Source organism: Conexibacter stalactiti (genome assembly GCF_033542075.1).
Taxonomy (GTDB): domain Bacteria; phylum Actinomycetota; class Thermoleophilia; order Solirubrobacterales; family Solirubrobacteraceae; genus Conexibacter; species Conexibacter stalactiti.
Genome location: NZ_JAWSTH010000074.1, coordinates 1 through 19,080, shown reverse-complemented (window position 1 = coordinate 19,080; position 19,080 = coordinate 1). Strand labels below are relative to the sequence as shown.

The following is a 19,080-nucleotide window of genomic DNA, read 5'->3' as shown; positions in this document are numbered from 1 at the left end:
GTGGTGAGGTTCAGATCCAGTCGACGAGCACTTCGAGCGTGCCGTCGACGATGCGCGACTCGATCGGGTCCAGCGGATCCTTCGCCGGTCCCTTCGTGACGGCGCCGGTGGCGGCGTCGAAGCGCGCGCCGTGCATCGGGCACTCGACCAGGCAGCCCTTCGGCAGCCGCCCCGGCACGAGCTGGAAGTCCGAGTGCGGGCAGGTCGCGTCGTAGACGTGGAAGCCCTCCGCGGTCGTCGCGACGATCAGCTCGCGGTCCTCGACCATGTGCGTCGTGAGGAAGCCGGGGCGCAGCTCGGCGGTCGTCACGACCGCCGTGAACGTGCCGGTGCTCTCCATCTCAGAAGAGGACCGAGAGGTTCGTCGCGGTGATCACCGTCTGGTCGACGAGGATCGTCCGTCTGCGGACCTTGTACGACTCGCCGTCGGGCACGAGCAGGTCTCTGCGCACACCGGTGAAGAGCTGGTAGTCGAGGTCCTGCCGCGTGCGCGTGACCATGAAGTTGATCCGCGCCTCCAGCTCCGGCCCCTCGGCCGCCCGCTCCAGCCGCAGGTTGGAGACGTAGTGGCGGGTGCGCGACGGCGGCGTCTCGGCCCACGCGAACTCGGTCTCCAGCCGCTTCACGCGCGTCATCAGCGTCGCGTGGTCGTCGACGAAGAAGCCGAACTCGTGGAAGCCCTCGCCGTCGGTCAGGAACTGCGTCGTGCGGACCGGCATCGAGTACGCGACGTCGTCGGTGAACAGCTCCAGCCAGTCGGCGAACTTGTAGGTGTCGAGCAGCTCGGCCTCGTGGTGGAGGAACTCCAGCACGCGCCCGTACTCGTCGGTGTTCGGCAGCACGGCGGCGCCGCTTCGCACAGCGCTCACGCCGTCACCTCTCTCGTCATGTAGGTCCGCCACGCCGCGTACCAGGAGCGCTGCGTCATCTCGCCGTAGGCGTCGGCGTACGCTCTGCCGGGGCCCGGCCAGCTCTCGTCGATCTCGCGCGCGATGCCCATCGTGTGGTGGAGCGTGTGCTGCTTGGCGGCCGGGCCGAGCGCGGCGCGCGTGCAGTCCTCCCAGTTCTCCATGTCGTCCTGGTCGTAGATGCCGGCCGGGCCGAAGGTGCGCGCGTAGGTCTCGTACGTCGCCTTGCGGAACTCCGGCGAGGCGTCTCTGTCGACCGCCAGCCACGACCACATCCGCGTCCGTGTCGGCGAGATCGGGACCTCGAGGCGGAAGTTCAGGAACGGCACGTCTCTCTGCCCGATCGTGCCGCTGCTCATCAGCTGCAGCCAGTGGAAGTTCGGCCACACGGTGCCGGCGGAGTAGGCGGTCTTGCGCGCCATCTCGACCTGCTCGGGCGTGAGGTGGTCGGGGATCTGCGCGCGCAGCTCGTGCGGCAGCCCGAACAGCTCGTACTCCTCGGTCGGCGCGCCGCCGGTGAGGTGCAGGATGTGGCCCTCCTCGGCGACGATCATGTGGCCGTGGGAGGCGAAGTCGGGGTCGTTGGGCAGCATCCCCAGCTCGACCAGCGAGTGGTGCGCGGAGAAGACGTGGAAGTTGTCGGTGAAGTTGTCCGTCGCGAACTTCCAGCCGGTCTCGACGTCCCACACCTGCGGCGGCCCCAGCACCTCGACGCCGCCGGTGCGACCGACGATGATGTCGAGGTAGTACTTCATGTCGCCGAGGAAGTCGTGCAGCGGCGGCGCCTCGGGGTCCCACGTCGCGAAGATCAGGCCCTGGTAGCTGTCGTGCTGGGCGACCGGGATCAGGCCGAGGTTGGGCTTGTCCAGCTCGCCCTCCTCGTAGTGCTCCTCCGCGGCGGCCGTCATCAGTCTGCCGTCGTTCTTGTACGCCCAGCCGTGGTAGGGGCAGCGCAGGAAGGAGGCGTTCTCGCGGTCGGTACGGCAGACGCGCATGCCGCGGTGACGACAGGAGTTGAGGAAGACGCGCACGACGCCCTCGTCGTCGCGCACGAGGATCACGGGATCGATCCCGCACGAGCGCGTGACGAGGTCGCCCGGCTCCGGGATCTCGCTCTCGTGGCCGATGAAGAACCAGCCTCTGGCGAAGATCCGCTCCTGCTCCAGCTCGTAGACCTCGGGGTCGGCGAAGATCCGCCGTGAGATCAGACCCTCTTCGGCACGGGCGAGGTCGGCGATCTCCTGCCCGTTGGACAGCCGGGCGGAGGCGGGACGCGGCGAGGTGGTGCTCATGGGGACTCCTGGCGGGCGGTGGCGACGGGCTCGTGTGCGGCGCGGATCAGCCCGCGCACGCGATCGGGGGACAGCGGGCAGCTGCGGACGACGACGCCGTGGTCGGCGAGCGCGCCCTCGACGGCGTTGGCGATCGCCGCCATCGGGCCGATCGCGCCGCCCTCTCCCAGCCCCTTGACGCCGAGCGGGTTGAGCGGCGAGAGGGCGTCGACGTGCGCGAGGCGGAACTCGGGCAGCTCGGCGGCGGTCGGCAGCAGGTAGTCCATGAAGCTGCCGGTGCGCAGCTGGCCGTCGTCGTCGTAGACGAGCTCCTCGTAGAGCGCGCCGCCGATGCCCTGCATCGTGCCGCCGACGATCTGGCCGTCGGCGATCGCGGGGTTGACGGCGCGGCCGCAGTCGTGCGCGACCGCGTAGCGGAGGACCTCGACCTCGCCGGTGCGCGGGTCGACGGCGACGACCGCGGCGTGGACGCCGGCGGCGTACGTGACCGGGCCGGGGTAGTGCTCGACCTGCGCGTGCAGCCGCGCCGGCGCGCCGGCCGGGCGACCGGGGTTGAACGGCGTCAGCGCGCCGCCGATCGCCGCCAGCGGCAGCTCGTCGTCCTCGCCAACCTCGATCCCGAGCTGCGCGGCGGCGGTCAGCGCCTGCTCGCGCAGCGCCGCGCACGCCTTCGCGACGGCGTTGCCGCCGACGACGACCGAGCGGCTGGCGATCGTGCCGAAGCCGGTCGCGATCGCGCCGGTGTCGCCGCCGACGACCTCGATCCGGTCGAGCGGGATCCCGAGCGCGTCGGCCGCGATCTGACCGAGCGTCGTGCGGTGGCCCTGACCCTGTGAGGAGGAGCCGGTCGCGACGCGCACGCGGCCGCCCGGCAGGACGGTCGCCGAGGCGCTCTCGAACGGGCCGACGCCGGTCCCCTCGACGTAGGCGGCGTAGCCGACGCCGACCTCGCGGTGGCTGCCGGCGCGCGCGGCCCAGTCCTCGTCGGAGACCAGCTCGCGCGCCGTGCGCAGCAGCCGCGGGTAGTCGCCGGAGTCGTAGGTCTGACGCGTGCCGTCGCGGTAGATCATGCCCGTCTCGTACGGCAGCGCCGATGGCGGGATCGCGTTGCGCTCGCGCACGTCGGCCGGGTCGAGCCCGAGCGTGCGCGCGAGCCGGTCGACGATCCGCTCCATCGCGAAGACGGCCTCGGGGCGCCCGGCGCCGCGGTAGGGCGCGGTCACGCCGGTGTTGGTGATCGCAGCGCGCAGCTCGACGTCGACGACGGGGATGTCGTACATGCCGACGAGGTGCGTCAGCGTGTTGTACGGCACGACGAGGCCGAGGATGTTGAACGCGCCGCAGTTGTGGACGACGCGGTCGCGCAGGCCGACGATGCGCCCGTCCCCGTCAGCGGCGAGCGCGATCGTGTGGACCTGCTCGCGGCCGTGGGTCGTGGCGGAGAAGTGCTCGGAGCGGTCCTCGATCCACTTCACCGGCCGCCCCAGCTCGCTCGCGACCCAGGGGACGACCAGCTCCTCCGGGTAGATCGCGCCCTTCGGCCCGAAGCCGCCGCCGACGTCCGGGGCGCGCACGTGCAGCGTCTCCGGCGCGCGCCGCAGCGCGCCGGCGAGGAAGTCGCGCAGCTGGTGTGGCGTCTGCGTCGAGGACCAGACGGCGAGCGTGCCGTCGTAGGGGTCGGGCGCGGCGACGACGCCGCGCGTCTCGATCGGCGCGGCGACGTGGCGGTGGGAGCGGAAGGTCTCCTCGACGACGACGTCGGCGTTCGCGAACGCGGCCTCGGGATCGCCTCTGACGAAGTGGTAGCTCAGCGCCTCGTTGGTCCCCCACTCCGGCTCGACCAGCGGCGCGCCCGGCTCCAGCGCCGCGACCGGGTCGACGATCGCCGGCAGCGGCTCCAGCTCGAACTCGATCAGCTCGAGCGCGTCCTCGGCGAGGTAGCGGCTCTCCGCGACGACGATCGCCAGCGGCTGTCCGACGTAGGTGACGCGCTCGGTCGGCAGCGCGGGCATCGGGTGGACGCGCGAGGTCGCGCCGGTCGACTCCCTCACCGGCGGCGGCGTGATCTTCGCGATCTGGAAGACCATCGGCTCGACCTGATCGGCGAGGTCGGCACCGGTGTAGACGGCGACCACCCCCGGCATCAGGCGCGCGAGCGTCGTGTCGACCGAGACGATCCGCGCGTGCGCGTGCGGGCTGCGCAGGAAGGCCGCCTCGGCGCCGCCGGGCGGGTCGATGTCGTCGACGTAGCGGCCGGCGCCGCGCAGCAGCCGCTCGTCCTCGACGCGCGGCACCGACTGACCGACGAGCGCCTCACGCGCCATGAGCGCCTCCGGTCGACGCGGACGCGTCGGAGGTCGCGGGCGCCGCTCCCTCGATCGCGGCCTCGGCGGCGCGCACCGCTCTGACGATGTTGAGATAGCCGGTGCAGCGGCAGAGGTTGCCCGAGAGCGCGTCGAGCAGCTGCTCGTCGCTCGGATGCGGGTGCTCGCGCAGCAGCGCCTGGGTCGTCATCAGGAAGCCCGGCGTGCAGAAGCCGCACTGCATCCCGTGCTCTTCATGGAACGCCTGCTGGATCGGATGCAGCGCGTCGCCGCCGTCGGCGCTCGCGGTCGTCCCGGCGAGCCCCTCGACGGTCTCGATCTCGGCGCCGTCGACCTGCGCGGCGAAGACGAGGCAGGAGCGCTGCGGCTCGCCGTCGACGAGCACCGTGCAGGCGCCGCAGACGCCGTGCTCGCAGCCGACGTGGGTGCCGGTCAGGCGCGCGCGGTGGCGGATGAAGTCGCTCAGCAGCAGCCGCGGCTCGACCTCCGCGACCAGCTCGGCGCCGTTGACGGTGACGCGGATCGGGACTGACTCGTTCAACGCGACTCCTTCGCGGCGGGTCGGCGAGCGCTCACGTGGCGCGCGGCGGGTCGGCGAGCGCTCACGCGGCCCGCTCGATCGCTTCGGCGATGGCGGCGACGGCCAGCTCGCCGGCCAGCTCGCGGCGGTAGTCGGCGCTGGCGTGGACGTCGCCGAGCGGGTCGATCGCTGCCGCGACCAGCTCGGGCACCTGCGCGAGCAGGCCGGGGTCGCGCGGATCTGCCCCGTCGAGCAGCCGCTCGACCGGCTCGATCCGCCGCGCGCGGTCGCCGACGCCGAACAGCACCAGGCGCGCGGACGCGCCGTGTTCGACGAGCGCGACGGCGCCGACGAGCGCGAAGTCGCCGCGCCGGCGCGCCAGCTCGCGAAACGACCAGCCGGCGCGCGGCCGCGGTGCCGGGAAGGTCACCTCGGCGAGCATCTCACCCTGCTCCAGCGCCGTCTCGTAGTAGGAGACGAAGAAGTCGGCGGCGGCGAGCTCGCGGCTCCCATGCGTGGAGCGGATCGTCATGCGCGCGTCGAGCGCGATCGCGATCGCGGGCAGCTCGGCGGTCGGGTCGTGATGCGCGATGCTGCCGCAGATCGTGCCGCGGCTGCGGATCTGCGGGTGGCCGATGTGAGCGATCCCCTCCGCCAGCAGCGGGAAGTCGGCGGCGACCTCACGGTCGCGCAGCAGCTGCGCCTGCGTCACGCCGGCGCCGACGACGAGCGCGCCGTCGGGCAGGCGGCGCAGCCCCTGCAGCGCCTCGACGCGGCGCAGGTCGACGAGCACCTCGGGGGTCGAGAGGCGGAAGTTCATCATCGGCACGAGCGACTGCCCGCCGGCGATCACGCGCGTCTCGCCCTCCCCGTCGGAGAGCAGTGCGAGCAGCTCGTCGAGCTGGGTGGGAGCGTGGTAGGTGAACGGTGCCGGTTTCATGGTCGTCGCCAGGGGTCCAGAAGCTCGACGACTGTATACAGTATTGCCAATCTGCGCAAGAGGCCCGTTCCGTTCCGGCGAGGCGTATCCTCATTCAGGTGCAAGGCCCCCCGATCGCATCCACTCCCGAGCTGCGCAACCGGCGCACCACCTCGGACCACATCGCCGACGCACTGCGTGCGGCGATCAACGGCGGCCAGTTGGAGGACGGCGCCGTGCTCAACCAAGTCGAGCTCGCCGAGCACTTCGGCGTCTCCCGCGTGCCGGTGCGCGAGGCGATGCGCCGGCTGGAGGCGGAAGGGCTGATCGACGCCTCCGCCCACCGCCGCGCCGTCGTCCGCGGCCTCAGCATCAGCAGACTGAGCGAGGCGTACGAGCTGCGCGCGCTGCTGGAGGGCCATCTCGCCGCCGCGGCCGTGCCACAGCTCGACAAGGCCCGGCTCGACAGACTCGCGGCGATCAACAGAGAGCTGCGCGAGACGACCGACCACACGCGCTACCTGGAGCTCAACGGCCAGTTCCACACGACGCTCTACGAGGCGGCGGAGAGACCGCTGGCGATCGAGTTCGTCGACACGCTGCGCCAGCGCGCCGAGCGCTACGTGCAGATGTGGAGCCGCGGCAGAGGTCTCGATCGCGGCAGACAGGTCGCGCGCGAGCACGCCACGATCATCAGACTGGCCCGCCAGGGCGACGCCGACGGCGTCCGCAGAGCGGTCACCGAGCACATCGAGCACACGCTCACCGCCGTCCTCGAGCTGCACGAGGACCAGCTGCCGGCCAACGGCGACGCCTCCTAGCGACCAGGAGGCGCCGCCCGCGGCTCAGGCTCAGCCGACCGGGAAGAACTCCTCCAGCCTGATCGGCTTCCAGACCTCCTCCGGCACGTCGACGGTGACCTGGAACGGCAGGCCGACCGGCTTCGTCGCGTCGATGATCCACTTCGCGTTGAGGGCGCCGTTTCTGGTGTCGTCCTCGATGCTGTACGCGGTCGGATCGAGCTCGCAGGTGTACGCCTCGGGGATGACGATGACGTCCTTGTCGGCGCGCACGCGCGTCGCGACCGCCCACATCACTCTCATCTCGTCGTACGGGTCGATGTCGTCGTCGACCACGACGCAGAGCTTCACGAACGGGTCGGCGCCGAGCGCGGTCAGCGCCGCGTTGCGCGCCTGGCCGTCGTACTCCTTGCCGATCGAGACGTAGCAGGCGAAGCGACAGCAGGCCGAGAACGGCATCGAGACCGCTCTCACCGACGGCACGACCGCGCGCACCTTCGAGAGCAGGTTGGCCTCGCGCCCGACCATGCCGATCAGGTTGTGCTCCGGGTGCGCGTTGAAGACGTCCTGGTAGATCGCGTCTCTGCGGCGCGTGATCGCCGTGACCTCGACGACGAGCGTGTCGTGCGCCGGGCCGAGGTACCAGGAGAACTCGCCGAACGGTCCCTCCCACTTGCGCACTCTCGGCAGCAGCTTGCCCTCGATCACGATCTCGGCGTCGGCCGGGACGTCGATCCCGAGCGTCGCCGACTTCGTCATCCGCATCGCCTCGCCGGCGAGGCCGCCGGCGACCTCGATCTCGTCGACCTCGAGCGGGCCGCGGTACTGCGACGCCATGTAGAGCGTCGGGTAGTGGCCGATCACGATCGCGACCTCGAGCGGCTCGTCGCGCTGCTCCTGCTTGTGATGCATGTGCCAGATGTGCGAGTAGGCGCCGGGGTCGAGCCGCAGCTCCTTCGGGCCGATCACCTGGATGCGGTAGATGCCGGCGTTGTAGGCGCCGTTGTCGGGGTCCTGCGCGACCGTGACGCCGGAGGAGATGTACTCGCCGCCGTCCTCACCGCAGTGGACGATGTTGGCGATCTTGGTGACGTCGACGTCGTCGCCGGTGAGGACGATGTCCTGGACCGGGCCGCTCTCGACGCGCTCCGGCTTGATCAACGTGCCCTGGCGCTCGTCGTAGGCGTGCGCGAGGCCGGCGCTGTCGGTGTCGAACAGCAGGCCGAGGCGGTCGCGGTGGCCGAGCGCGTTGCCGAGCACCGGCACGTCACAGCCCTTGACGTCCTCGAACAGAACCATCGGGAACTGGCCGTCGTCCTGGAACTTGCGCAGCACGCCGGTCAGCTCGAGGTTGGGGTCGACCTGCTTCGAGGTCTTCAGGTACGACTGCGGATATGCATCCTCGACCTGCTTGATGAACGTACGAAGATCCTTGGGCACGTGCGCTGTCCTCCGTGAATGAATACAGTTGCCAGTAGCCTAATGACTGGCGGTCACCTGTCAAGCTGTCGGCATGAGAAAGACCCTGAGGAGCGATCTGGAGACGGGCTCGCGCCGCCGCGACGAGCTGCTCGCCGCCGCCGAGCAGCTGATCGTCGAGCGCGGCCTCTCAGCGCTCACCGTCGACGACGTGACCGGCCGCGCCGGCGTCGCGAAGGGCACCTTCTACATCTACTTCTCCGCCAAGGGCGAGCTGCTGGCGGCGCTGCGCGAGCGCTACGCGGCGGCGATCTGCGCCGAGCAGGAGCGCGCGCTCGCCGAGCTGCCGGCCGAGGACCACGGCGGCCGCCTCGACCGCTGGGTCGCGGAGGCGATCGGCGCCCACCTCGAGCACGAGCGGCTGCACGACGCGCTCTTCCACCACGAGCTGCCGGCCGACGCGATCAAGACCGGCGTCACCGCCGCCAACCCGCAGCTCGACCTGCTGGAGCGGATCCTCGGCGCCGGTGCCGCCGCCGGTGCCTTCGCGCTCGCCGACGTGGAGACGGCGACCGCGCTGCTGTACGGCGCGATGCACGCCGCCGTCGACCTGCTGCTCGACCGCGGGCAGCGGCCGCTCGACGTCGACCGCGTGCTCAGCGCGACGCAGCGGTTCGCGCGCGGCGCCGTCGGCGCGGACGCCGCCGGATGACGATGACGTTTGTCATCGAGGATTGGTGAGGGTCGGGACTACCGGACACGCGCTGCCCGGGTGACGCTGTATGCATGACCAACAACCCTGATTCCACTTCAGCGGTCTGGGTGCGCGGCCTGCGCCGGACCTACGGGCAGGGGGCTTCGGCGTACGAGGCCGTCCGCGGGGTCGATCTCGACGTTCCAGTCGGGTCGATCACCGCGCTGCTCGGCACCAACGGCGCGGGCAAGACCTCGACCCTCGAGGTGATCGAGGGGCTGGCCCCGGCGACCGCCGGCGAGATCCGCGTGCTGGGGCTCGACCCCGTCGCCGACCGCGCCGCCCTGCGCCGCCGCACGGGCGTCCTGCTGCAGCGCAGCGGCTTCTCCGGTGACCTGACGGTGCGCGAGACGCTGCGCATGTGGAGCGCGACCGTCACCTCCCCGCGCTCGGTCGACGAGATGCTCGCGCTGCTCTCGCTCGAGCAGCGCGCCGACGTGCGCATGCTCGCCCTCTCCGGCGGCGAGACCCGCCGCGTCGACCTCGCCTGCACGTTGATGGGCAGCCCGGAGCTGGTGATCCTCGACGAGCCCACGACCGGCCTCGACCCCGAGAGCCGTCGCGAGGTGTGGCGGCTCGTCTCCGGCCTGCGCGACGGCGGTGCGACCGTGCTCATCACGACGCACTACCTGGAGGAGGCCGAGACGCTCTCCGACCGGCTGGAGATCATGCACGCCGGCCAGATCGTCCGCTCGGGGACGCCGACCGCGATCGCGGCGGGACATCCGTCGAAGATCAGCTTCGTCAGCGCCGCCGGCGTGCCCGAGGACCTCGCCGGCGTCCGCCGTGTCGTCCACGAGCGCGACCGCACGACGCTGGAGACCGACGCGCTCCAGACCTCGCTGTCGGACCTGCTCGCCTGGGCCGCCCACAACAGGGTCGAGCTCGACGGCCTCGACGCCCGCAGCCCGAGCCTCGAGACGGTCTTCCTCTCGATCGCCGACGGCCGCGACCCGGCTGTCAGCGCTCCCCAGGACATCGAGACCCCCAAGGAAGGAGCCCTCCGATGACCACGCTTGCCGATCGCTTCTCGCTGCGGCGGACCCTGAGCCTGGCGCGCTGGAACGCGGTCCTGCTCTCGCGCAACCGCCTCGCGTTCGTCTACGCGGCGGTGCTGCCGCTGCTGCCGCTCGCGCTGCTGTTCACCGGCGAACGGGGCGCTCCATCCGTCGGTGCCGGCGCGATCGTCACCATGTTCCTCGTCATCGCGCTCTTCCCCGTCTACTACAACGTCCTCTCCCAGTTCGTCAGCCGCCGCGACGAGCTCGTGCTCAAGCGCATGCGGACCGGCGAGTCGCGCGACGCCGAGCTGCTCGCCAGCATCGCGCTGCCGGGGGCGATCACGGCGCTGGTCCTGAGCGCGCTCGCGATTCCGATCGCCGCCGCCCTGGGGCAGTCGCTGCCGGTGAACCCGCTGCTCTACGCGGCGTTGACGGTGCTGGCGGTGATCATGTTCGCCGCGTTCGCCTACTGGACGGCGGCGTGGACCCGCAGCGCGGAGGCCGCTCAGCTGACCAGCATGCCGATCATCCTGATCGCCTCGATCGGACCGCTGACCAACTCGATCCCCGACATGTCGGAGCGGCTGCGCGACCTGCTGTCGCTGACGCCGGGCGCCGCGATCTCCGACCTCGTGCGGATCGGCTGGTTCGGCCTCGACGGGCCGGGTGCCGAGGAGGCAACCTTGACCTTCGCCGAGACCTGGTCCCAGGCCGGCAGACCGCTGCTCGTGATCGCGGCCTGGACGTACGTGGCGGTCGTGCTCGCCCGCCGGTCGATGCGGTGGGAGCCGCGCGCCTGATGACGAAGCCCGGCACGCGCCGTCGCTGGTCCGACCTCAACGGGGTCGAGCGTGTCGGGCTGTACACGCGCCAGTCGCTGTACCTGGTGCTGCTGGGCTTCAACGGCCTCCTGCTGGTGCCGGTGGCGCTGAGGCTCGACGATCGCGGCGAGGCGGTCGCGCTCCTGAGCGGCGGGGCCGTCGTGACCGCCCTCGGCTTCGCCGCCGCGATGGCGGTGCTGCGGCGCTTCCCGGCGGTGCAGCCGCTGCCCTGGCGTCGCATCGCGGCGCTGCTGATCGGGTGCGGGATCTACTACGCGATCGCCGCGACGGCGTGGACCGGAGACGCCCGCGGCGCCGCGGTGACCTCCGTCGTCGCCACCCTGACGCTGACGCTCGGGCTGTTGCCGGGCCCCAGGCTCCCGCTCGCCCTCCTCGCGCTCTCCGGTCTGCTGTTCTGGATCAGCGGCGGGGAGCCGACCGACGCCGCGCCGGGCCTGTTCTTCGCCGCGACGTTCCTCGTCACCGCCCGCGCATCGATGTGGCTGCTCGGGATCGTCACGGACCTGGACGTCGCGCGGCAGGCCCAGGCCCAGCTGGCGGTGGTGGAGGAGCGCCTGCGCTTCTCGCGCGACGTGCACGACGTGCTCGGCCGGCGCCTCTCCACGATCGCGGTCCAGGCCGAGCTGGCCGCCACCCTCGCCAAGCGGGGCGACGCGCGTGCCGCCGAGCGGATGCTGGAGGTGCGCGGCGTGGCCCATGAGGCGCTGCGCGAAGCGCGCGAGCTGGCGCGCGGCTACCGCTCCACCGACTTCCACAAGGAGCTGGAAGGTGCCCGCTCGCTGCTGCGCTCGGCCGGCATCGAGGTCCGGCTGAGCGTCGACGCGATGCCGCGCGCCTGGCACGAGGCCGCCGGCTGGGTCGTGCTCGAGAGCGTCACCAACGTCCTGCGGCACTCCGATGCGCGCCTCGTCGACATCGCCTACGCCGATGGGGAGCTCAGAGTGGACAACGACGGCGCCCATCCCGGCGGCTCGTCCGACGGCTCCGGGCTGTGCGGGCTGCGCGAGCGCCTCTCCCCGCTGGGAGCGTCGCTGGTCGCGCAACCCGACGGCGGCGACCGCTGGACCGTCGTCGCGCGGTTCCCGGGCAGCGGACCTCTCAGCGCCACCGACACGACAGGGTTCCCCGCATGAGCACGCCGATCCGCATCCTCCTCGCCGACGACGAGCACCTCATCCGCACGGCGCTTGCGCAGATGCTCGACCTCGAGGACGACCTCACCGTCGTCGCCGAGGCGGTCGACGGAGAGCACGCGGTCACCGCGGCGGTCAAGCACGCCGTCGACGTGGCCGTGCTCGACCTGCAGATGCCGAAGCTCGACGGGATCGCCGTCGCCGAGCAGCTCAGCGAGCAGCTTCCCGGCTGCGCCTGCGTGATCGTCACGAGCCACGGGCGGCCCGGTCACCTCAAGCGCGCCCTCGCCGCCGGCGTGCGCGGCTTCCTGCCGAAGACGACCTCAGCGGTGACGCTCGCCGCCGTGGTGCGCACCGTGCACGAGGGCGGACGCCACGTCGATCCCGAGCTGGCAGCCGAGGCGATCGCCGCCGGTGACAGCCCGTTGACGCCCCGCGAGGCGGACGTGCTCGAGCTGGCCGCGACCGGCGCCCCGATCGAGGACATCGCGGAGCGAGCGTCGCTGTCCCCGGGGACGGTGCGCAACTACCTCTCGAACGCGATGACGAAGCTCAACGCGGCGAACCGCCACGAGGCCTGCGCGATCGCGCGCCGCATGGGCTGGATCTGAGCGACGCCGCGGCGAAGTCCCGCGCGGGGTGACCCGTCGGTTCTCCGCCACAGGTGCGGCGGCGCGCCCCCATGGCCGTCGCGACCGCGCGCTGGGAGGGTGCGATGCATGATCCGCCGCTCTCGTCTCCGCCCCCGCTCGTCCGCCGTCGCCGCGCTCGGGGCCGCCGCGCTGCTGTCCGCGTCCGCCGTGACGGCCGCGACCGCCGCGGCCGCCCCCGCCTGGCTGCCGCCGGCGCCGCTGGAGCTGCCCGTCACGGCGCTCGCGCAGCAGCTCCAGATCGGCTTCGGCGGCGGGCGCGAGCTGTACGCGCTGGCGCCGGCGAGCGGCGCGGCGCAGGAGATCGCGATCTTCGCGCGCGAGCCCGGCGCCGGCACGGGCGCCCTGCCGGCGCGGCAGGCGGCCTTCCCCTCCGTCACCGGCGGCGACGTCGTCGTGCCGCGGCTGGCCGTCGCGCCCGGCGGCGCGGCCGTGCTGGCATGGATCGACAGCTCGCGCGACGCGGGCAGACCGCTCCTGATGCGCGCGGCCTACCGCACCGCCGACGGCGCCTGGCAGCAGCCGGTCACGGTCGCGACCGCCGTCGCCGCAGGCGTCTCGCTGCCCGGCGAGCTGCCGCCGTTCGGGCCGTCGGTCGCGATCGGCGCCGACGGCACGGCCGCGGTGCTCGCGCAGCACGGCGAGGACAACTCCCCCGGCGAGCAGGGCTGGGACGCGCGCCTCGACGCCGTCGTCCACCGGCCCGGCGCGGGCGGCTGGGAGAGATCGGTGCGGCTGTCGACGCCCGACCGCTCGGTCGCGGCGGTCAACGTCGCGGTCGCGGAATCCGGCGAGGTCACGGCGGCGTGGGCGGAGGTGACCGACGAGGGCGCGAGCACCGCGCAGGCGGACGACGTCAGCACCGTCGTGGCGCGCCGCTGGGGCCCGTCGAACGGGATCTGGGACGCGCTGCAGGACGTCGCGCAGGCCGGCCTGTCGGCGAACGCCCGCGAGGTCGTGCTCGGCGTCGCCCCCGACGGTGCCGCGATCGTCGCGTACGAGCAGGTCGCCAGAGGGCTGATCACGGCGCGGGCGGCCCTGCGGGCGCCCGGCGCCGGCACCTTCGCGACGCCGCGGCTGGTCCCGACGAGACGTGTCAATGCGACGCCGATCGCCGCCGCGATCGCGCCCGGCGGGATCCCGACGGTGCTGTGGCACGCGCCGGTCACGGTCAACGGCGCCGATGCCGGGATCGGCGTCACGCGCGCCGCCGGCGACGGCTCGTGGGGCGCGCCGCGGCTGTTGTCGGCCTACGCCGAGCAGCGCTCGAACGGCGCGATCGTCACCACCGGTACGGACATGCTGGTCGCCTGGTCGGCCTCCGGCGGCGCGCAGCCGGTCGTGCAGGGCGTGCGCTGGCAGGCCGGCGCCGACGCCCCCGACCCGGTCCGCGACCTCGACGACGACGGCGGCAGCGGCTACCTCGTGCTCGATCAGCTCGTCGCCGACGGCGAGGGCGGCGCGGTCGCGACGATCGAGCGCGGCGACGGCCAGCGGACGGCGGTCTTCGACGGCGGCGCGCCGCTGCTGCGCGCGGCCGACGTGCCGCCGATCGCCTACGCCGGGCTGCCGGTGACGCTGACCGCCGACGTGCGCGACCGCTGGTCGCCCCTGGCGGGCACGCCGAGCTGGGAGTTCGGCGACGGCTCCGCGGGCGCGAGCGGCGCGAGCGTGACGCACACGTTCGCGGGCACCGGTGTGGTCACGGTCACGTTGCGCGCGCAGGACGCGCTCGGCAACGCGCTCGTGCGCAGCTTCGCCGTGCAGGTCGTCGCGCCGACGAGCGCTGGTGGAGGCAGCGGGGGCGGCGCCCCCACGCCGCCGCCGAGAAGAGCGGTGGCGACGCCGCGTGCGACGCTGGCACCGCCGGTCTGTCCGCGGGCGATCGTGAACGCCCGCCCGCGCAACGCCGCCAGAGCCCGCTGCGCCCGCTGGCTCCGAACGCGCGCCGCGTGGCGAACCGTCCGCGGCACGGCGAGCGGGACGACGCGAGTGGAGCTGCGCCTCGTCACGCCGGCGCCGGCGCGCGGCGGGACGACACGCGCGGCTCGCAGACGCGCGGCGGCCCGCACCGTCACTCGCGTCCTGCGCGCACCGGTCCGCAATGGCGCCTGGACCCTCAGACTGCCTGTGCTCAGAGCCGGCGCCGTGACGCTGACTCTGCGCCCGCTCGACGCCGCCGGAAAGCCCGCCGGGACGGCGGTCGTGAACAAGCTGCGACTGCGCTGAAGGACGTCGAAACGCCGAAAGCCCCGCATTCGCAGGGCTTTCGTTGAGTCGGGGAGACAGGATTTGAACCTGCGACCGCCCGGCCCCCAGCCGGGTGCGCTACCAGACTGCGCCACTCCCCGTGGCACTGCTTATGGGCGCGCTTGGACGCGCGCTGCACGCATGATACCCCTGTGCGGCGGGAGTGGGCGTGCGGGTCGCGTCAGGGCAGCTTCGATGCGAGCAGGTCGAGCTTCTCGATCGCCGGGGCCTCGGCGAAGAGGTCGGCCGCCTTCTCGCCGAGCGCCGTCGCGACGGCGCCTCTGAGGTGGGCGTCGCGGCCCTCCTCGGTCGCGAACACGTCGAAGATCGCGAAGGTCGTCGGGCCCAGCTGCGCGGCGAACCAGGAGGTGGTCCCCTGCTCGGCGTCGACAAGGTCCTGCGCGCCGATCAGGAATCTCGCGACGTCGTCCTCACGGCCCGGCCTGGCCTCCAACCGCACCCACAGTCCAACGGTCACCATCGGGCGCTCCTCTCACTCGGATGAGAGGCACCTACCCGATGTGGCGCGTCGATAGAGCGGGCGACGGGAATCGAACCCGCCCTAAGAGCTTGGAAGGCTCCTGTGCAACCACAACACTTCGCCCGCGGGTGCCCGGCGATCATAGCGACGGGCGCCGCACCTCTGCCGCCGCGGATGAGTTGGAACCTCAAACGACCCCGGAGGTTCGAACCCCGTATGCAGCGCCTCAAGCAGCTCAGACGTCTCCCCTCGCCCGCGATGCTGGTCGCGCTCGTCGCGTTGTTCGCGGCGCTCGGAGGCACGTCCTACGCCGCCCTCAGCGCCAACTCGGTCACCACGCGCACGATCCAGAACGGCACGATCAGAAACGAGGACTTCAAGGACGGCACGCTGCGCGGCCAGGAGTTCAAGGCCGACTCGCTCGGCGGCGCCGCGATCAAGGAGCAGGCGCTCGACGCCAGCAAGCTCGGCGCCGTCAGACTCGCCGCGCGCGCGACCAACGCCGACAACGCCTCGAAGGCGGCGCTCGCGACGAGAGCGACGCTGGCCGACAGAGCGACGGTCGCGACCGGCGCCGCGCGCCAGGTGACCGTCGCCGCCGACGGTGCCAGAAGCAACGATCGCGGCGGCGTCGTCTCGGTCACGAAGACCGCGACCGGCCGTTACCAGGTGGTCTTCGACGCCGACGTGAGAGCGTGCGCCTACGCCGCGACGCTGGCGATCACGCCGCCGCCGGCCGACAGAAGAGACGCCCCCGTCACCGGCGAGATCGCCGCCGCGCCGTTGAGCGGCAACGTCAACGGCGTCGAGGTCGCGACCGCCGACAGCGCCGGCCTCGCCGCCGACCGCGGCTTCCAGCTGATCCTCTCCTGCTAGGCATCCAGCCGCGAGTCCCGCCAGCGCGCCGGCGCGTCGGCGCGCTGGCCTGGAACTCGCAATTCGACGCCGTGGGACGGCTATCTCGTCGCGGCCGGTCTGCGTTCCTCGACCGGCACGTCGCCGCCGTCGTCGGTGATCGCCGGCGGCGGCCACGGGCCGCACCAGTTGTCACGCGCGCCGTCGAGCGTCACGACCGAGCCGCTCAGCGAGCGGCCCAGCTCCGACGCCAGCAGCGCGACCAGCCACGCGTGCTCGCGCGGCTGCCCGAGCCGCTGCAGCGGCACCATCCGCGCGACGCTCTCGCGCACCGGTGCCGGGTACTTGTCGAGCGCGTCGGTCTGGAAATGGCCGGCGGCGACGGCGATCACGGCGATCCCGTCGCCGGCCCAGCGCTCGGCCCACGCGCGCGTGAGCGACTCGACGGCGGCGCGCGCGGCGCTGGAGTGGGTCATCCCGGCGAGACCGTGGTGGGGTGACAGCGTCACGTTGACGATCGTCCCCCGCCCCGCCGGCCGCATCGCGCGCTCGACGGCCAGCTCGGCCATCCGCGTCGTGCCGCCGACGTTGAGCCGCATCACCGCCTGCCACCCTCTCGTCGCGATCGCCTCCGCCGGCACGAAGTACTGCCCGCCGGCGTTGTTGACGAGCAGGTCGAGGCGGCCGTGGCGCTCCAGCACCGTCGCGACGATCCGCTCGGCGTCGTCATCGACGCGGATGTCGCCGGTCGCCGTCGTCGCGGCCGGGCCCAGTCTCGCGGCCGTCGCCTCCAGCACCTCGGCGCGGCGGCCGGCGAGCACGACCTGCGCGCCGCAGGCGATCAGCTCGGCGGCCGCGGCCCGGCCGAGGCCGGTGCCGCCGCCGGTGACGAGCGCAGCCTGCCCGTCGAGCAGGCCCGGGGCGAAGATCTCCGACGACACGGCGCGCATCCTACGCCGCGGCCGGAAGCCGCGGCGCAGGCACGCGCGGGGACGCGCCGGGACCGCCTACTCGGCGTAGAGCAGGTCGCTGCCGGAGTTGAGCACGAGCAGCCAGCTCGCGGGCGCCGACGCCGACCAGGTGTGGAACTCGCCCCATCTGCCTTCGAGGTTGCGATCGCCCGCGATCGGGCCGATCGCGCCTCCCAGCGAGGTCGCGGCGATCGAGGTGACCGCGAGCGTCGGCTGCAGGCTGATGATCCCGACGCGGCGGAAGGCGACCTGGCTCTCCAGCGTCCCCTCGCTCCGCGGACGGGGCGCGACGCGCGGGCGTTCTAAGTGGCGTCGTAGACGGCCAGCAGCCGCTTCGGCGCGCGGTGGCGCCAGGCGCCGATCACCAGCTCGCGCAGCTCCTCGCGGTCGACCTGGTCGAGCGCGACGAGCGTCCAGCCCTGCCGGCCCCAGGCGCCGGCCGCCGCTTCGAACGTGGCGGGCTCCGTCGCCAGCACGGCCGCCTGCTCGGCCGGGTCCAGCCGCAGGCCCATCCGCCCCGGTCTCGGGAAGGTCGCGAACACTCTTCCTCTGACACGGAAGTCGGGCTTGCCCATGTGCGCCTGCTCGACCGTGTCGGGAAAGTCGAGCGCGAAGGCGCGCGCGTCGTCCTCGCTCACCATGCGCTTCAGCATTCCCCTTCGGCGCGCAGCAGCGCGCGGTAGCGGCGCATCGCCGCGGGCTGGAAGTCGTCGTGCGTCTGCGTCCGCAGCGCCGCGACGCGCTCTCTGTGGAACGGCGAGGAGAGGCTCTCGGCATGGCCGATCACATCTCTGACGGGGATCTCGTACGTGCAGCGCAGCCAGCGCGTGAGCTTCAGCGAGGCCCGCATCTGGGCGGCGTTGCCGAGGACCTCGCCGTCGCTGTAGCCGACGTGCTCGATCCCGATCGCGGCCCAGTTGAGCCCGACCGTGTGACGGCAGAGGAAGGTGATCGGCGTCAGCTGGACGATCCGCCCGCTGCGCGCGATCACGAACTGCGCACAGGTCCCCGGCCGCTCGCCCAGCTCGGCGTCGGGCACGTTCGGTACGAAGATCTCCCGCGTCGCGTCGACCGAGCCGGTCTGGGTCCAGTGCTCGACGATCACGTGCGGCCGCACTGTCGTCGTGGCGCCGCCGTAGTGGCGCCGCGCGTAGGCGGCGGTGTCAGCGCGGCGCTGCGCGGTGAGTGGGATGAACCGTCTCGTGATCGCCGGTCTGGGCGCGGCGGCCGGTTGGGCGGCCTGCGGCGCGGATGACGCGACCGGCGCGGGCGATGACGCGAGCGCGGCGAGCGCGAGCAGCAGCGAGAGCATCGGCGGCAGGATTGCAGCTCTGCCGCCGGATGACCGTCATCCAGGGCTCGCTCAGCGAGCCCCAGCTGACGGTCATCGGGTGATTCAGGCGGCGGGGCTCTCGCCGTCGGCCGGCTCCTCGCCCTCCGGCTCGCCGTCGGCGAGCAGGCGGTAGAGGTCCCGGCGGGCGTTCACAAGGATCCGCTGGGCCTCTCTGCGCTGGGCTTCGCTGCCGGTCTGGAGGACCTGCATCATTGCCATTCCGACCTCGCGGCCGGTGTGCATCAGCGCCCAGGCGTCGTCCGAGACACCGCCGGCCATCTGCTCCCACGGAGCGGGCTGGTCGTCGCCGCGGTCGGCGACGAAGGCGCGACCGTCGTCGGTCAGCTCGTAGCGCTTGCGGCCGTCCTGCTCGCTGGAGCGGATCAGCCCCTCGTCCTCGAGCTGCTGCAGCGCCGGGTAGACCGAGCCGGGGCTCGGGCGCCAGGCGCCGCCGGAGCGCTCTTCGAGCGCCTGCATGATCTGGTAGCCGTTGCGCGGCTCCTCGGCCAGCAGCAGCAGCGCCGCGGTGCGGACGTCGCCGCGCCGCGCGCGACCGCCGCGCCGGCCGCCGCCGCCCGGTCCGAAGGGGAAGCCGCCGCCCGGGCCGCCCGGGCCGCCAGGCCCGAAC

The 19,080-nt window shown here is 72.9% G+C and carries 20 protein-coding genes and 2 tRNA genes; 8 read left to right on the top strand and 14 right to left on the bottom strand.

Going from position 1 to position 19,080, the window contains the following annotated elements; all coding sequences use genetic code 11:
* Positions 1-10: 10 nt before the first annotated feature.
* The 6 genes from R7226_RS22300 to R7226_RS22275 all read right to left on the bottom strand — a co-directional run bounded on the left by R7226_RS22300 (position 11) and on the right by R7226_RS22275 (position 5,984).
* Positions 11-340, bottom strand: coding sequence for a Rieske (2Fe-2S) protein (locus tag R7226_RS22300; RefSeq protein WP_318599547.1), 330 nt, complete (start codon positions 338-340; stop codon positions 11-13).
* Position 341: 1 nt separating this feature from the next.
* A complete protein-coding gene (locus R7226_RS22295) occupies positions 342-869 on the bottom strand; it encodes an aromatic-ring-hydroxylating dioxygenase subunit beta (protein ID WP_318599546.1) in 528 nt (175 codons plus the stop codon).
* Complete coding sequence (locus tag R7226_RS22290) at positions 866-2,200, bottom strand: aromatic ring-hydroxylating oxygenase subunit alpha (RefSeq protein ID WP_318599544.1); 1,335 nt, start codon at positions 2,198-2,200, stop codon at positions 866-868. Before R7226_RS22290 ends, R7226_RS22295 begins: the two co-directional genes overlap by 4 nt.
* Positions 2,197-4,524, bottom strand: a complete 2,328-nt coding sequence (locus R7226_RS22285) for a xanthine dehydrogenase family protein molybdopterin-binding subunit (protein ID WP_318599543.1) — start codon at positions 4,522-4,524, stop codon at positions 2,197-2,199. The genes R7226_RS22290 and R7226_RS22285 overlap by 4 nt, the downstream gene beginning before the upstream one ends.
* Positions 4,514-5,065: a (2Fe-2S)-binding protein gene (locus tag R7226_RS22280; RefSeq protein ID WP_318599541.1), complete on the bottom strand. Its 552-nt coding sequence runs from the start codon at positions 5,063-5,065 to the stop codon at positions 4,514-4,516. The genes R7226_RS22285 and R7226_RS22280 overlap by 11 nt, the downstream gene beginning before the upstream one ends.
* A gap of 61 nt (positions 5,066-5,126) precedes the next feature.
* Positions 5,127-5,984, bottom strand: coding sequence for an FAD binding domain-containing protein (locus tag R7226_RS22275; RefSeq protein WP_318599539.1), 858 nt, complete (start codon positions 5,982-5,984; stop codon positions 5,127-5,129).
* 98 nt (positions 5,985-6,082) lie between these two features.
* Here R7226_RS22275 and R7226_RS22270 point away from each other — a divergent pair, with 98 nt between their 5' ends.
* The gene (locus tag R7226_RS22270; RefSeq protein WP_318599538.1) at positions 6,083-6,784 is read left to right on the top strand and encodes a GntR family transcriptional regulator; all 702 of its coding nucleotides are present in this window, start codon (positions 6,083-6,085) and stop codon (positions 6,782-6,784) included.
* 30 nt (positions 6,785-6,814) lie between these two features.
* On the opposite strand, the gene R7226_RS22265 is transcribed toward R7226_RS22270, so the two are convergent.
* Positions 6,815-8,203: a UbiD family decarboxylase gene (locus tag R7226_RS22265; protein WP_318599537.1), complete on the bottom strand. Its 1,389-nt coding sequence runs from the start codon at positions 8,201-8,203 to the stop codon at positions 6,815-6,817.
* A gap of 73 nt (positions 8,204-8,276) precedes the next feature.
* Between R7226_RS22265 and R7226_RS22260 the strand changes: the two genes are divergently transcribed.
* The 6 genes from R7226_RS22260 (at position 8,277) to R7226_RS22235 (ending at position 14,791) form a co-directional block, all read left to right on the top strand.
* Positions 8,277-8,894 carry a TetR/AcrR family transcriptional regulator gene (locus R7226_RS22260; RefSeq protein ID WP_318599535.1) on the top strand — a complete coding sequence of 206 codons (618 nt, stop codon included), beginning with the start codon at positions 8,277-8,279 and terminating at the stop codon, positions 8,892-8,894.
* 74 nt (positions 8,895-8,968) lie between these two features.
* Positions 8,969-9,946, top strand: a complete 978-nt coding sequence (locus R7226_RS22255) for an ABC transporter ATP-binding protein (RefSeq protein WP_318599533.1) — start codon at positions 8,969-8,971, stop codon at positions 9,944-9,946.
* A complete protein-coding gene (locus R7226_RS22250) occupies positions 9,943-10,737 on the top strand; it encodes an ABC transporter permease (RefSeq protein ID WP_318599532.1) in 795 nt (264 codons plus the stop codon). The genes R7226_RS22255 and R7226_RS22250 overlap by 4 nt, the downstream gene beginning before the upstream one ends.
* Positions 10,737-11,912, top strand: coding sequence for a sensor histidine kinase (locus R7226_RS22245; RefSeq protein ID WP_318599531.1), 1,176 nt, complete (start codon positions 10,737-10,739; stop codon positions 11,910-11,912). Before R7226_RS22250 ends, R7226_RS22245 begins: the two co-directional genes overlap by 1 nt.
* Positions 11,909-12,523, top strand: a complete 615-nt coding sequence (locus R7226_RS22240; RefSeq protein WP_318599530.1) for a response regulator transcription factor — start codon at positions 11,909-11,911, stop codon at positions 12,521-12,523. Before R7226_RS22245 ends, R7226_RS22240 begins: the two co-directional genes overlap by 4 nt.
* Before the next feature lie 108 nt (positions 12,524-12,631).
* Positions 12,632-14,791 (top strand): PKD domain-containing protein, encoded by a 2,160-nt coding sequence (locus tag R7226_RS22235; RefSeq protein ID WP_318599528.1) that lies wholly within the window; start codon positions 12,632-12,634, stop codon positions 14,789-14,791.
* Between the two features lie 48 nt (positions 14,792-14,839).
* Here R7226_RS22235 and R7226_RS22230 read toward each other — a convergent pair.
* From R7226_RS22230 to R7226_RS22220, 3 genes are all read right to left on the bottom strand, one after another.
* Positions 14,840-14,913, bottom strand: a tRNA-Pro gene (locus R7226_RS22230).
* Between the two features lie 80 nt (positions 14,914-14,993).
* On the bottom strand, positions 14,994-15,293 hold the full coding sequence (locus tag R7226_RS22225; RefSeq protein ID WP_318599526.1) for a putative quinol monooxygenase: 300 nt from the start codon (positions 15,291-15,293) through the stop codon (positions 14,994-14,996).
* A 55-nt stretch (positions 15,294-15,348) separates the two neighbouring features.
* A tRNA-Gly gene (locus tag R7226_RS22220) sits at positions 15,349-15,419 on the bottom strand.
* A gap of 90 nt (positions 15,420-15,509) precedes the next feature.
* Here R7226_RS22220 and R7226_RS22215 point away from each other — a divergent pair.
* On the top strand, positions 15,510-16,169 hold the full coding sequence (locus R7226_RS22215) for a hypothetical protein (protein WP_318599524.1): 660 nt from the start codon (positions 15,510-15,512) through the stop codon (positions 16,167-16,169).
* An 80-nt stretch (positions 16,170-16,249) separates the two neighbouring features.
* Here the strand turns inward: R7226_RS22215 and R7226_RS22210 are convergent, their stop codons facing one another.
* The 4 genes from R7226_RS22210 to R7226_RS22195 form a co-directional block, all read right to left on the bottom strand.
* Positions 16,250-17,098, bottom strand: coding sequence for an SDR family NAD(P)-dependent oxidoreductase (locus R7226_RS22210; RefSeq protein ID WP_318599523.1), 849 nt, complete (start codon positions 17,096-17,098; stop codon positions 16,250-16,252).
* Between the two features lie 323 nt (positions 17,099-17,421).
* A complete protein-coding gene (locus R7226_RS22205) occupies positions 17,422-17,760 on the bottom strand; it encodes an MmcQ/YjbR family DNA-binding protein (protein WP_318599522.1) in 339 nt (112 codons plus the stop codon).
* Positions 17,761-17,765: 5 nt separating this feature from the next.
* Positions 17,766-18,431: a peptidoglycan recognition family protein gene (locus R7226_RS22200; RefSeq protein WP_318599520.1), complete on the bottom strand. Its 666-nt coding sequence runs from the start codon at positions 18,429-18,431 to the stop codon at positions 17,766-17,768.
* A gap of 84 nt (positions 18,432-18,515) precedes the next feature.
* Positions 18,516-19,080 (bottom strand): PadR family transcriptional regulator (locus tag R7226_RS22195; RefSeq protein WP_318599519.1); only part of this gene is annotated, 565 nt, incomplete at its 5' end.

Coding starts and splice junctions, on each gene's coding strand:
- R7226_RS22205 (WP_318599522.1), bottom strand. CDS start 17,760: ATGGTGAGCGAGGACGACGCGCGCGCCTTCGCGCTCGACTTTCCCGAC.
- R7226_RS22255 (WP_318599533.1), top strand. CDS start 8,969: ATGACCAACAACCCTGATTCCACTTCAGCGGTCTGGGTGCGCGGCCTG.
- R7226_RS22260 (WP_318599535.1), top strand. CDS start 8,277: ATGAGAAAGACCCTGAGGAGCGATCTGGAGACGGGCTCGCGCCGCCGC.
- R7226_RS22240 (WP_318599530.1), top strand. CDS start 11,909: ATGAGCACGCCGATCCGCATCCTCCTCGCCGACGACGAGCACCTCATC.
- R7226_RS22290 (WP_318599544.1), bottom strand. CDS start 2,200: ATGAGCACCACCTCGCCGCGTCCCGCCTCCGCCCGGCTGTCCAACGGG.
- R7226_RS22225 (WP_318599526.1), bottom strand. CDS start 15,293: ATGGTGACCGTTGGACTGTGGGTGCGGTTGGAGGCCAGGCCGGGCCGT.
- R7226_RS22215 (WP_318599524.1), top strand. CDS start 15,510: ATGCAGCGCCTCAAGCAGCTCAGACGTCTCCCCTCGCCCGCGATGCTG.
- R7226_RS22200 (WP_318599520.1), bottom strand. CDS start 18,431: ATGCTCTCGCTGCTGCTCGCGCTCGCCGCGCTCGCGTCATCGCCCGCG.
- R7226_RS22300 (WP_318599547.1), bottom strand. CDS start 340: ATGGAGAGCACCGGCACGTTCACGGCGGTCGTGACGACCGCCGAGCTG.
- R7226_RS22245 (WP_318599531.1), top strand. CDS start 10,737: ATGACGAAGCCCGGCACGCGCCGTCGCTGGTCCGACCTCAACGGGGTC.
- R7226_RS22285 (WP_318599543.1), bottom strand. CDS start 4,524: ATGGCGCGTGAGGCGCTCGTCGGTCAGTCGGTGCCGCGCGTCGAGGAC.
- R7226_RS22235 (WP_318599528.1), top strand. CDS start 12,632: ATGATCCGCCGCTCTCGTCTCCGCCCCCGCTCGTCCGCCGTCGCCGCG.
- R7226_RS22210 (WP_318599523.1), bottom strand. CDS start 17,098: ATGCGCGCCGTGTCGTCGGAGATCTTCGCCCCGGGCCTGCTCGACGGG.
- R7226_RS22250 (WP_318599532.1), top strand. CDS start 9,943: ATGACCACGCTTGCCGATCGCTTCTCGCTGCGGCGGACCCTGAGCCTG.
- R7226_RS22275 (WP_318599539.1), bottom strand. CDS start 5,984: ATGAAACCGGCACCGTTCACCTACCACGCTCCCACCCAGCTCGACGAG.